Here is a 13,209-nt window from a genome sequence, read left to right as displayed (position 1 = left end):
TTTTAAAATGATAGATGAATTATTTGTCGATCTATCCCGATTGCAGTTTGCCGTCACTGCCCTATTTCACTTTTTATTCGTGCCACTGACCTTAGGTATGACATGGATTTTAGTGATCATGGAGTCTGTGTATGTAATGACAGGCCGTGAGATTTATCGCGACATGACTAAATTTTGGGGTAAGTTATTTGGTATTAACTTTGCTGTTGGTATTGCGACCGGCCTTACAATGGAGTTTGAGTTTGGCACCAACTGGTCATACTATTCACACTATGTAGGCGATGTGTTTGGTGCGCCCTTAGCTATAGAAGGCCTAATGGCATTCTTTTTAGAATCCACTTTTGTGGGTATGTTCTTTTTAGGCTGGCAACGACTTTCTAAACGCCAACACTTAGGAGCAACCTTTTTAATGGCGATTGGCACAAATATGTCTGCACTGTGGATATTGATTGCTAATGGTTGGATGCAAAATCCTGTCGGTGCAGAGTTCAATTATCAAACCATGCGCATGGAAATGACCAGCTTTGCTGAGCTCGTGTTCAATCCTGTAGCACAGGTTAAATTTATTCATACGGTGTCGGCAGGTTATGTTGCTGCGTCAATGTTTGTACTCGGTATTAGTAGTTGGTACATATTAAAGGGACGAGATTTAGCCTTTGCAAAACGTTCGTTCTCAGTCGCTTCCGGCTTTGGTTTAGCGTCTATTTTATGTGTGATTTTACTCGGTGATGAGTCAGGTTATGAAGTCGGAGAAGTGCAAAAAGTTAAACTGGCTGCCATAGAGGCCGAATGGCATACCGAAGAAGCACCGGCTGCATTCACATTAATGGGCATTCCAGATTCAGAAGAGCAAGTAACTCACGCAGCAGTTAAAATACCGTATGCGCTAGGGTTAATTGCTACGCGCTCCTTGGATGAACAAGTAACCGGTATTAATGACTTGGAAAAGCAGCACGACATTCGTATTCGTAATGGCATGATAGCTTATAAATACCTTGAAAAACTCAGAAATGGCGATGATACACCCGAGAACATTGCTAAATTTGATAAACTTAAAGATGACTTAGGTTATGGGTTGCTGCTAAAACGCTACACCCCAAATGTGGTAGACGCTACCGAAGAGCAAATTCAACAAGCCGTTAAAGACTCATTTCCTAAAGTTGGCCCAATGTTTTGGTCATTTAGGATTATGGTAGCCTGTGGCATGATCATGCTTATAGTGTTTGCATTATCATTTTATTACAATGCACAGCGAGTTATTGAACAAAAACGCTGGTTATTATGGGCCGCAGTTTGGAGTATTCCGCTACCTTGGATTGCTATCGAATTTGGTTGGATAGTCGCTGAATATGGCCGTCAGCCGTGGGCTATATCCGAAATACTTCCCACCTTCTTAGCTACTTCATCACTGACCGTGAATGACTTGCTAATAAGTTTGACTGGTTTTATTATTTTTTATATTGCACTTGCTATTGTAGAAGGTTGGTTACTGTTACGCTTTATCAAACAAGGACCAAGTTCCCTGCATACCGGTAAATATCACTTTGAATTGCCAGCGCAAAACAAAGCTACCAATCAAGGAGCCGACTCATGATTTTTGATTACGAAACGCTAAAGCTGGCCTGGTGGCTGCTAATCGGTATTTTGTTAATTGGCTTTGCAATTACTGACGGTATGGATATGGGGGCTGCCATTTTGCTGCGCCTAGTGGGCAAAACCGATTTAGAGAGACGCACTGTTATTAATACTATTGCGCCTCATTGGGATGGCAATCAGGTTTGGTTTATTACCGCCGGTGGCGCGCTATTTGCTGCCTGGCCAATGGTCTATGCAGCCGCCTTTTCAGGCTTTTACTTTGCCATGATGTTAGTATTGTTTGCGTTATTTCTTAGACCATTAGGGTTTGACTATCGCAGTAAAGTAGATTCACAGCGCTGGCGCAACAACTGGGATTGGGGGCTATTTATAGGTAGTATAATTCCTGCTCTAGTATTCGGTGTTGCATTTGGTAACTTATTTTTAGGAGTGCCTTACAGTATTGATGAATATTTGCGAGTAAGCTATCAAGGCTCGTTTTTTGCTCTGCTTAATCCATTCGGGCTAGCCGCTGGTCTTATCAGTATTACCATGTTGGTGGGCCATGCAGGTATGTGGTTGCAACTGCGAACTGATGCTAAAGTCGCATTACGTTCAGCGCAGTATGGACGCTATTCACTCATTGCTTTTATGGTGCTATTCGCAGCTGCAGGTTTTTGGGTGGCAAATTTAAATGGCTACCAAATTACTTCTATGCCTGACACACAAAGCTATGCAAACCCGATAGCCAAAACAGTATCGGTTGTTCCTGGTGGTTGGTTAAATAATTATACTGCAATGCCGTTAACTATCTTGTTTCCAGTACTTGCCTTTGTAATGGCAATGTTAGGCATCATTTTTTCAAAGATTAATAAACCCGCGCTCGCACTCATATCAACCTGTATTATGCTGATTGGTGTAATCATGACTGCAGGAACAGCATTATTCCCATTTATTATGCCATCAAGTAACAATCCAGATATAAGCTTAACCATGTGGGATGCAGTATCTAGTCATCGAACACTTAATGTTATGTTTATTGCCGCCGTGATTTTTGTGCCGCTGATCCTCAGTTACACCACGTGGTGTTATGTAAAAATGTGGCGCAGAATAACTACTGATGAAATTGAAAATAACACTCATGGTAGCTACTAAGGAGATAAATTTATGTGGTATTTCGCTTGGATTTTAGGAGTGATTTTAGCTTGTACATTAGGAGTTATTAATGTGATGTGGTACGAGTTTCAACAGCATAAAAACAGCATTGCTGATGACGAACAAGAACTACATGATATGTTAAATAATCAAAATGACGACTAGCCCCCGACCTGACCGCGCGCAGCAAAAGAAGCTGCGCGCATTTTTAAAAAACCACTCATCCCACGCCGGTCACTTATTAAAGCTTAGTATTGCTCTTGGTACCATTAACGCCTTGTTGATGATTGCCTCGTGCTATTTATTAGCCCGCGCAGTGCATCAAGTGATGTTTGCAGGAGATAACCTAGCAAACGTTACTTATCTGCTTTGGCCTTTAGCAGGGTTGATTTTATTACGCGCCACTTTTTTAGCACTCAGTGAACGTGTCAGCAATTATGCAGCGTTAAAAATAAAGTCTGCAATGCGCAAAACTTTACTTAAAAAACTCAACCAACTAGGCCCAACTTATACAGATCAAAAGGGCCAAGGCGCAACCTTAAATGTGGTACATAATGGTGTTGAAGCATTACACGAATATTATGCGAATTACTTACCGAGTGTTGCTTACAGCGCCCTTATTCCACTGGCAATATTAATAGTGATTTTTCCGACCGACTATAAAGCGGGGCTGATTTTTTTATTAACCGCTCCATTGATTCCATTTTTTATGATTTTAGTAGGTCATCAAGCTGAACAACTGAATCAACAGCGCTGGCAAAAACTAGCCGTGCTAGGGAATTACTTTTTTGACCGTTTACAAGGACTGACGCAATTAAAACTATTTAGTGCCACTCAGCAAGAGCTAAAAAACATTGCCAAGATATCAGATGACTTTCGTGGTGCGACTATGAGTGTATTAAAGGTCGCATTTTTGTCTTCTTTTGCTCTAGAGTTTTTTGCCACGATTAGTGTGGCGTTAGTAGCTGTGATCATCGGTTTTAGGCTCTTTTTTGGCACGCTCGATTTTGCGACAGGTTTTGTGGTGTTGCTACTTGCCCCGGAGTTTTACCTACCGCTAAGGCAAATGGGCACCCACTACCACGCACGACTTGAAGGCATTAGCGCCGCTGCCGATATGATTGATATAATCAATGCCTCATCGCAAAATGAGTCAACAGGCTCTCAACCTATAAATTTGCCAATTCAATCAATTACCACCCACAAGCTCAGCTTTATTTACCCTGATAGTAACGAAGGAGTAAGCGATATATCACTTAACTTATCACCCCTTGGGTTATATGCTTTTGTTGGTGAAAGTGGAGCAGGAAAAAGCACTTTATTTGATTGCTTATTAGGCTTTCATTCAGAGGCGCAATCAAAAATACAGATTAACGATCTACCACTAAGTGATTATTCAATCACTGACTGGCAGCAACATATAGCTTGGATCCCACAGCAGCCCACGTTATTTTTTATGAGCATTCGCGACAATATAAAACTTGGTAAACCTCATGCAAATAACAGCGAAATACAAAATGCGGCTGAGCAAGCCGGTGCTTTAACATTTATTAATGCGCTACCGGAAGGCTTTGATACGCTTTTAGGTGAGCATGGCGAAGGGCTTTCTGGCGGACAGCGACAACGTATTGCTCTCGCACGGGCTTTTTTAAAAAATGCTCCTATTTTAGTACTTGATGAACCGACCGCTCACCTTGACAGCCAAACTGAAACGCTTATCAATAATGCTATAAATGACTATGCTAAAACGCATTTAGTACTAGTGATTGCTCATCGATTGAGCACAGTAAAGCATGCCAAGACTATTTATGTATTGCAAAATGGACAGCTTATTGAGCAAGGTAATTACGCAACACTAATTAAACAGCAAGGACCGTTTCATCGCTTAATAACAGCCAATGGTGTTCAATCATGACTCACTTTTTACGATTATTAAGCCTTTGCAAGCCTCATGCTGGTATGTTGCTGCTTGGCGCTTTTTTATCGAGTTTAACCGTGCTTGCTAATGTGGGTTTATTAGCGATTTCAGGCTGGTTTTTAGCTGCTATGGCTGCGGCGGGAATTGCTGGCGTTCATATGAATTACTTTACTCCCGCAGGCACCATTCGCTTTTTAGCTATTGTCAGAACCGCATCTCGCTATGGTGAGCGATTAGTTACTCACAACGCCACATTTTTATTACTTAGTGAGATCCGCGTGCGAGTATTTGCCACCCTCGCCCAACTCAACAATGTTGATTTAGCAATGAGCCGCAGTGCCGATTTAGTTAATCGTATGCAAAACGATGTTGATGCGCTTGATAAGTTTTACCTGAACGTGCTGCTACCCATTGTAGTGGCCCTTTTTAGCATTCCTATTGTGATGTTATTTATGAGTATTTATAACCCACAAGTAGCACTAATATGCTTTACTGCCTTGATGATTATTGGGGTGATTATTCCAGCAGTTTTAAGTAAGCGACTGCATAAAAGCGCTGATGTAGAAGCAGAGCAATCTGCGTATCTTCGCGCTGAGCTTGCAGATACACTTAAAGGCGCCCGTGAACTTGCTATATATCAAGCCGCACCACAACAAATTATAAAGTGCGACACAATTAGCACTAACTACAATAAAGAGCTCTATAAACGCCACAAAGCAGTTGCAAATAGTAATGGGGTTAATTTACTTATAGTACAGTTTACTATGCTGGCAAGCGTTATTATTATTGCTCCTTTAGTCTTTAGCGGGGCAATGAAAAACGTCGAACTTGCGATGATGAGTCTATTCGTTTTAGCCAGCTTCGAAACAGTGCTTAGTCTACCAAATGCATTCATCCAATTACCAAGTGTATTAGGCGCCGCAAAACGTATTTTTGAGTTAGAAGACAAACTTGCTATAAGCAAAACAAATTCTGCGCCAGAAATAGCTCCTCCTTTCCAACAAATAAGATCAGAGCAACCTATTGGCTTAACTCTTAACAATATTAGCTATAGCTATGATAATAGACACCTCGCACTTGATGATATTAATTTAACCATTAATGCAGCTGAAAAAGTTGCGCTGGTGGGCCCAAGCGGCAGTGGTAAAACAACCTTGGTTAATATTTTAACCGGACTTTGGCCATTACAAACAGGCAGCGCAATATTAACTAGCGATCAGCAACACATAGATTTACAAAGCTTAACACCAGAGCAGCGCTTTTCAATGTTGTCTATTGTTGCCCAAAAACATCATATATTTGATGGCACTCTTAAAGAAAACCTGCTTTATGCTTCACCTAATGCAAATAATGAAATGCTTATTAAAGCCTGTCAGCAAGCGCAGCTAGGTGATTGGCTTGATAATTTAAAGGCAGGGCTAAATACAAGGCTAGGTATTGCAGGAAGGAAGCTTTCACAAGGGCAATCTAGACGTATTGCACTTGCTCAAGCGTTATTACGTAATAGCGAGATTGTGGTGTTAGACGAGCCAACAGAAAGCCTTGATAACCAAACTAAACATGCCGTTATTAATACACTTTTGCATGTCATGAGAAATCAAACCGTGTTAACAATTACTCACGATCCCACACTTTTGAATACTATGGATAAAGTAATCTGGCTTGAGCAAGGAAAGGTGCGTGCTGTGGCTAAGCATGAAATATTACTTAAAGAGCATGCCGATTACCTTTCACTTATCACACGCTTTTAGTTATGCTAAGTGCTTATTAATCAGTATTTAGCAGTTCAATTTCGACATCGACAACCCCTTCGTTGAGGTTAGCTAATTGGCTAAATGCATGCTTGGTTAAATCTATAATACGACCGCGGATAAATGGCCCACGATCATTAATCTTGACGATTATAGATCGATTATTAGCTAGGTTAGTTACTCGTACTTTACTGCCAAAAGGTAATTCTTTATGGGCCGCGGTCATCCCTTGCTGGCTGTACACTTCACCGCTTGCAGTAAGCCTGCCGTGATACTTATCAGCGTAGTAACTTGCTTTACCTTGTTGCTTAGCGGAGCTTGTACTGAATGATGGGGCACTACTACAACCCGCCAAGGTCGTTATAGCCAAAAAAGTTAAAATTAGTTTAAACACAGTGTAGCTCCTTTTTAACAGGCTACATTAACAAAAAATAACTGAGTATTAGCTGAATTAGCTTGTTTTATTTAAGCATAAAAAACCCCACACAAATAAATGTGCAGGGTTTAATTTTATTAAATGTAGCTTGCAGATTAAACGTCTAAATAATCCAAAATGCCCTCTGCTGCGTTACGTCCTTCAAAAATAGCAGTTACCACTAAGTCTGAACCACGTACAATGTCACCACCAGCGAAAATCTTAGGGTTAGTTGTTTGATGCGTAAACTCGCCTTTTTCTGGTGCGTTAATGCCGCCCCAATGATTTATTTCAACATCGTACTTTTCAAGCCAGTCCATTTTATGTGGTTTAAAGCCAAATGCCATAAGCACTTGAGTGGCTTCAATTACATGCTCTGAACCAGCAATCACTTCAGCGCGACTACGACCATTTTCATCTGGTTCACCCATTTGGGTTTTCACCATTTGAACACCTGCTACATGGCCTTTATCGTTTAATAAAATCCCGGTTGGTTGCACGTTAAAAATAAACTCAACGTCTTCTTCTTTGGCATTTTTAACTTCGCGCTTTGAACCAGGCATGTTTTCTTCATCACGACGATACGCACAGGTTACTTTTTCTGCGCCGTGGCGAATAGAAGTTCGTACACAGTCCATAGCGGTATCGCCGCCACCAAGTACCACAACTTTTTCATTTGCCATATCAAGATAGGCTTGATTGGTTTCGTCATAGCCCATAACACGGTTAGTATTACCAATTAAAAATGGTAAGGCGTCATGTACGCCAGGCGCGTCTTCGTTTTCAAGACCTGCACGCATACTTTGATAAGTCCCCACTCCCAAAAATACCGCGTCATACTCAGCTAAAATTTCATCCATAGTAATATCAACACCGACTTCAGTATTAAGTTTAAACTCAACACCCATTTCAGTGAAAATTTCACGACGCTTTTGCATTACTTCTTTTTCAAGTTTGAATGAAGGAATACCAAACGTTAGTAGCCCACCAATTTCAGGGTGACGGTCAAATACCACTGGCTTTATGCCATTACGTACTAGGATATCTGCACACCCAAGTCCAGCTGGACCGGCACCTATAACAGCTACTTTTTTCTCAGTCCATACCACATAAGACATGTCCGGCTTCCAGCCCATTTCAAATGCGGTGTCGGTAATATACTTTTCAATATTTCCGATTGTTACTGCGCCAAATTCTTCATTTAGCGTACAGTCGCCTTCACATAACCTATCTTGTGGACATACACGGCCACACACTTCTGGCAAACTATTAGTACGGTGTGACAGTTCTGCGGCTTCTAAAATACGACCGGTACGAATTAACTTTAGCCACTGTGGAATATAGTTATGTACTGGGCATTTCCACTCGCAATACGGGTTGCCACAGTCAAGACAGCGATCCGCCTGTGAATTAACTTGTGTCTCTGAGAATGGTTCATAAATCTCAACAAAAGACTGTTTGCGTGACGAAATTGGTTTTTTACGTGGATCAACACGTTGCACGTCGATAAATTGATATACATTTTCGCTCATACTACCCCCTACTGAGCCTGAACACGCAGTTCTGCACTGCTACGCGCTCGGTGTCCAAGTAAACTTTTAACATCGCTTGATTTTGGTTTTACTAATTTAAACATCGGAATGTACAAATCAAAATTTGCCAAAATCTGCTCTGCTCTACTTGAAGCGGTCAACTCTAAATGCTCAGCAACTAAACCGCGTAAATGTTCTTGGTGTGAAGCGAGATTTTCCATAGTAACAATTTCAACCAATTCTGGATTGATACGCTTTTCAAAGTCACTGCCTTCATCAAGAATGTAAGCAAAGCCGCCAGTCATACCAGCGCCAAAGTTAACGCCTACTTTACCTAGGATACAAACCACACCACCGGTCATGTATTCACAACCATTGTCACCTACACCTTCAACAACTGCCTGAACACCTGAGTTACGTACTGCAAAGCGCTCTCCAGCACAACCGGCCGCAAATAGCTTGCCACCTGTTGCACCGTATAAACAAGTATTACCAGCAATAGTCGCTTTATGACTTTCAAATGATGAACCCAATGGTGGGCGAATAACCAGTTTACCACCAGCCATTCCTTTGCCAACGTAATCGTTAGCATCGCCGACTAAGGTCATTTCAAGGCCGCCAGCATTCCACACACCAAATGACTGACCCGCAGTACCGTGCAATTCAATTGCTACTGGATCCGCTGCCATACCTTGATTACCATGCTTAGAAGCAATATAACCAGAGAGCATAGCACCTACAGAACGGTCGGTATTATAAATTCGATTAACCAGTGAAATACCGCCACTTTCATCAATCGCTGTTTTAGCTTTTTCTAATAATGTTTCGTTTAACTTGCCTAAATAATGAGAGCTATTAGGCGTACTACAATACAAAGTTTCACCCGTCGGATTATTTGGCACAGCGAGCAGTGACGATAAATCAATTTTCTTTTGCTTTTCAGTTTGACCTTCTATCGCCTCAAGTAAATCTAAACGACCAATTAAATCGGTTAACCTTGTAACGCCTAAGCTTGCCATTATTTCACGTGCTTCTTGGGCTATAAACTTAAAGTAGTTCATCGCCATTTCTGGTAAGCCGTGAAAGTGCTTTTGACGCAAGGTGTCATCTTGCGTTGCAACACCTGTTGCACAGTTATTTAAATGACAAATACGTAAGTATTTACATCCAAGCGCAACCATTGGGCCGGTACCAAAACCAAAGCTTTCAGCACCTAAAATAGCCGCTTTCACTATATCTAACCCCGTCTTTAAACCGCCATCAGTTTGTAAGCGAATACGATGACGAAGACCATTTTCAACTAATGCTTGCTGGGTTTCAGCAAGGCCAAGCTCCCACGGGCTACCGGCATACTTAACTGAGGTGAGCGGACTTGCACCTGTACCACCGTCGTAACCTGAAATAGTAATTAAATCAGCATACGCTTTGGCGACACCGGTTGCGATGGTACCTACACCTGGCTCTGATACTAGCTTTACAGAGATCATTGCTTTTGGATTAACTTGCTTTAAGTCAAAAATCAGCTGGGCTAAATCTTCAATTGAATAAATATCGTGATGCGGTGGTGGCGAAATTAACGTCACACCCGGCACAGAATAACGAAGCTTTGCAATATAGGGCGTGACTTTTTCACCCGGTAACTGCCCGCCCTCGCCAGGTTTTGCACCTTGCGCAACTTTTATTTGAATAACATCAGCACTTTGCAAGTAATGCGGTGTCACCCCAAAGCGACCTGAAGCAACTTGTTTAATACGTGAGTTTTTCTCAGTACCATAACGTAGTTTGTCTTCACCGCCTTCACCTGAATTTGAACAACCACCTAAACGGTTCATTGCAATCGCTAGTGCTTCATGGGCTTCTGGCGATAATGCACCAATACTCATAGCTGCTGAGTCAAAACGTTTATAAAGTTCTGTAGCCGGCTCTACATCGTCAATACTAATGCCTTCTACTGACTTTAACGCTAGCATATCGCGCAGTGTTGCCACCGGGCGTTTATTAACAAGCTCAGCGTAAACGCTATAGTCTTTATACTCACCAGAGCGCACTGCTTTTTGTAAGGAGAAAATCACGTCAGGGTTGTACGCATGGTACTCTCCATCATGGACATATTTTAATAAACCACCGTGACTTAATAACTTACGACGACTAAATGCTAACTTGTGAAGCTTTTGCTGATCGACATCAAAATCACTATAACAAGCGCCTTTAATACGACTTGCTACACCGTTAAAACATGTTTCAACAATTGAATCAGATAAACCCACGGCTTCAAATAGCATTGAGCAACGATATGAAGCAACCGTACTAATGCCCATTTTCGACATAATCTTGTACAAGCCCTTGTTTATCGCACCACGATAAGCAAGAGTTACTTCACAATAGTTTTTGTTGATCACTTTTGAATCGGTCATCGCAACTAATGATTCATACGCTAAATAGGGGTAAATTGCCGTTGCACCAAAGCCTAGTAATACCGCAAATTGATGCGGATCACGTACGCTTCCTGATTCAATAATAATGTTAGATTCACAACGTAAGTTGTTATCAACTAGACGTTTTTGAACTGCCCCCACGGCCATTGCAGCAGGAATAGGTAAATGCGTTTCGCTAAAGTTACGGTCACTTAAAATAAGCATCACACAACCTGAAGCCGCTTTTTCTTGAGCTTCATCACAAACACGTGTTACCGCTTTTTCAAGGCCTTCTTCCACCGTGTAAGTAATATCGATATTACAATAGCTATAATGCGCTTCATCAGCATCTAATAACTGCTTCATATCAGCGTACATTAAAATAGGCGTTTCGAACTGTAAGCGTTTAGCGTGGCCAGTGGTTTCATTAAAAACATTTTGCTCAGAGCCGATGCAGGTCGCAAGCGACATTACATGATTTTCACGCAGCGGATCGATAGGCGGATTAGTTACCTGAGCAAACTTTTGGCGAAAGTAATCAAACAGCGAACGATTGCCTTCAGATAGTACCGCAAAAGGCGTATCATCACCCATTGAACCCGTGGCTTCTTGACCAATATCACCCATTACCCGAATAACGCTGTCTAACTCTTCATTAGTAAAGCCAAACATTTTTTGATACTTCAGTAAGGTCGCATCGTCAAATGAGCGATTACCTGCGTCTTTTTCTGATAACTGCTCAAACGGAGTTAAGCGCTTAACATTTTTTTCAAGCCATGATTTATAAGGATGGCGTGATTTTAAATCTTGGTCAATTTCGCCTGAATGCCAAATTTTACCTTGATGGGTATCTATAACCAATAACTCACCAGGGCCAACACGGCCTTTTTCAACCACTTCATCTGCAGTGTAATCCCAAATTCCAACTTCAGAGGCAAGCGTCATAAAGCCATCTTGAGTTATTACATAACGCGCTGGACGTAAACCATTACGGTCAAGGTTACAAGCTGCAAAGCGACCATCTGACATTACAATGCCCGCAGGGCCATCCCATGGTTCCATATGCATTGAGTTAAAGTCATAAAAAGCGCGTAAATCGTCATCCATCGCACGGTTTTTTTGCCATGCAGGCGGTACAAGCATGCGCATTGCACGGAATAAATCCATGCCGCCAGCTAAAAACAGCTCTAGCATATTATCTAAACTTGACGAGTCTGAACCCGTTTCATTTACAAAAGGTGCTGCGCTTTGTAAGTCAGGGATCAGTGGAGAAGAAAACTTATACGAGCGAGCACGTGCCCACTGACGATTACCTTGAATAGTATTTATTTCACCGTTATGCGCTAAATAGCGGAACGGTTGTGCAAGTGGCCAACGTGGTTGCGTATTCGTTGAAAAGCGTTGGTGAAATACACAAATCGCACTGGCCATGCGAATATCAGCCAAGTCGAGATAAAAATTAGGTAAGTCTACAGGCATCATTAAGCCTTTATAAACAGTTACCAAACCTGACAAACTGGCAATATAAAAATGTTCATCATCTATAAGCCGTTTTTCAGCACGGCGACGTGCCACATATAATCGACGTTCAAGATCTTTTGGACGCCAACCCTCTGGCGCACTCACAAAAATTTGTTCAAACTTAGGTAATTGCTTTTTTGCAATAGGACCTAAACAGTCTTCATCCGTCGGCACCACACGCCAACCTTGAATATTAAGTGTTTCTTTTTCTAATTCTTCACTTAGTACATCTTTAGCTGTTTGAGCAAGTACTGGATCAGCATTTAAAAATATCATGCCAACAGCATAGTTCTTGCCTAAATGCCAGTTTTTTTCATTGGCAATTGCACGAAAGAAGCTATCTGGCTTTTGCATCAATAGGCCGCAGCCGTCGCCAGTTTTGCCATCGGCAGAAATACCACCACGATGCTCCATTCGATCAAGCCCCGTGATTGCAGTACGCACCAAGCGGTGACTCGCTTGGCCATTGACTTGGGCAATTAAACCAAAGCCACAATTATCTTTTTCTAATTTTGAGTCGTATAACATAGACCCCTCCCCTTGCTACAACAACTAGCAGTAATGACGTTCTTGACGGTTTGCTAGCAGACGGACAAAAATATCGCCAATTGGCAGTTGAGTCAACATAATTTTGAATACATATTCACATTGTTGAATATTTCTCACTTCAATACAATGCTTTTCTTTATCGTTATTTTTTAACATTTAACGCTTATTATCGCGCTATCTTTTCATGACACTGGTGTCATATTTAACAATTTGTAAAATAAGCACTCAAAAACCATGCAGTTTACGTTAACGTAAACCCTGTGTTTTTGTGAATATTTATTCACTCCATATATAGTTGTTCAATTTGGTTTTTTTTAATCATTTTAACTACGTACTATTAATACCCTAATGGGCACTAACAAAGCTGGTCATACAAGAG

General features: G+C 41.5%; 8 protein-coding genes. 5 read left to right on the top strand and 3 right to left on the bottom strand.

The genetic code is table 11. From position 1 onward, the window contains the following. Positions 1-7: 7 nt before the first annotated feature. The 5 genes from ACT3S9_RS05625 to cydC are packed head-to-tail and all read left to right on the top strand — an operon-like array spanning position 8 to position 6,399. A complete protein-coding gene (locus ACT3S9_RS05625) occupies positions 8-1,594 on the top strand; it encodes a cytochrome ubiquinol oxidase subunit I (RefSeq protein WP_441834932.1) in 1,587 nt (528 codons plus the stop codon). Continuing rightward, complete coding sequence (cydB, locus tag ACT3S9_RS05620; RefSeq protein WP_441834931.1) at positions 1,591-2,730, top strand: cytochrome d ubiquinol oxidase subunit II; 1,140 nt, start codon at positions 1,591-1,593, stop codon at positions 2,728-2,730. The genes ACT3S9_RS05625 and cydB overlap by 4 nt, the downstream gene beginning before the upstream one ends. A gap of 12 nt (positions 2,731-2,742) precedes the next feature. Further along, positions 2,743-2,895, top strand: a complete 153-nt coding sequence (cydX, locus tag ACT3S9_RS05615; RefSeq protein ID WP_441834930.1) for a cytochrome bd-I oxidase subunit CydX — start codon at positions 2,743-2,745, stop codon at positions 2,893-2,895. Then, positions 2,885-4,645: a thiol reductant ABC exporter subunit CydD gene (gene cydD / locus ACT3S9_RS05610; RefSeq protein ID WP_441834929.1), complete on the top strand. Its 1,761-nt coding sequence runs from the start codon at positions 2,885-2,887 to the stop codon at positions 4,643-4,645. The genes cydX and cydD overlap by 11 nt, the downstream gene beginning before the upstream one ends. After that, the gene (gene cydC / locus ACT3S9_RS05605) at positions 4,642-6,399 is read left to right on the top strand and encodes a thiol reductant ABC exporter subunit CydC (RefSeq protein WP_441834928.1); all 1,758 of its coding nucleotides are present in this window, start codon (positions 4,642-4,644) and stop codon (positions 6,397-6,399) included. Before cydD ends, cydC begins: the two co-directional genes overlap by 4 nt. Before the next feature lie 16 nt (positions 6,400-6,415). On the opposite strand, the gene ACT3S9_RS05600 is transcribed toward cydC, so the two are convergent. From ACT3S9_RS05600 to gltB, 3 genes are all read right to left on the bottom strand, one after another. Next, positions 6,416-6,793 (bottom strand): septal ring lytic transglycosylase RlpA family protein, encoded by a 378-nt coding sequence (locus ACT3S9_RS05600; protein WP_441834927.1) that lies wholly within the window; start codon positions 6,791-6,793, stop codon positions 6,416-6,418. Between the two features lie 137 nt (positions 6,794-6,930). Continuing rightward, positions 6,931-8,346 carry an FAD-dependent oxidoreductase gene (locus ACT3S9_RS05595; protein ID WP_441834926.1) on the bottom strand — a complete coding sequence of 472 codons (1,416 nt, stop codon included), beginning with the start codon at positions 8,344-8,346 and terminating at the stop codon, positions 6,931-6,933. 8 nt (positions 8,347-8,354) lie between these two features. Further along, entirely contained in the window at positions 8,355-12,809 is a 4,455-nt protein-coding gene (gltB, locus tag ACT3S9_RS05590; protein ID WP_441834925.1) for a glutamate synthase large subunit, read from the bottom strand. Positions 12,810-13,209 lie beyond the last annotated feature (400 nt).

This window comes from Pseudoalteromonas sp. AOP31-A2-14, from assembly GCF_052378035.1.
Lineage (GTDB): Bacteria > Pseudomonadota > Gammaproteobacteria > Enterobacterales > Alteromonadaceae > Pseudoalteromonas.
This window is presented reverse-complemented; position numbering and strand designations above follow the sequence as displayed.

Excerpts from the sequence above, each read along its gene's own strand:
- ACT3S9_RS05625 (WP_441834932.1), top strand. The coding sequence starts at position 8 with ATGATAGATGAATTATTTGTCGATCTATCCCGATTGCAGTTTGCCGTC.
- cydB (WP_441834931.1), top strand. The coding sequence starts at position 1,591 with ATGATTTTTGATTACGAAACGCTAAAGCTGGCCTGGTGGCTGCTAATC.
- cydX (WP_441834930.1), top strand. The coding sequence starts at position 2,743 with ATGTGGTATTTCGCTTGGATTTTAGGAGTGATTTTAGCTTGTACATTA.
- cydD (WP_441834929.1), top strand. The coding sequence starts at position 2,885 with ATGACGACTAGCCCCCGACCTGACCGCGCGCAGCAAAAGAAGCTGCGC.
- cydC (WP_441834928.1), top strand. The coding sequence starts at position 4,642 with ATGACTCACTTTTTACGATTATTAAGCCTTTGCAAGCCTCATGCTGGT.
- ACT3S9_RS05595 (WP_441834926.1), bottom strand. The coding sequence starts at position 8,346 with ATGAGCGAAAATGTATATCAATTTATCGACGTGCAACGTGTTGATCCA.
- gltB (WP_441834925.1), bottom strand. The coding sequence starts at position 12,809 with ATGTTATACGACTCAAAATTAGAAAAAGATAATTGTGGCTTTGGTTTA.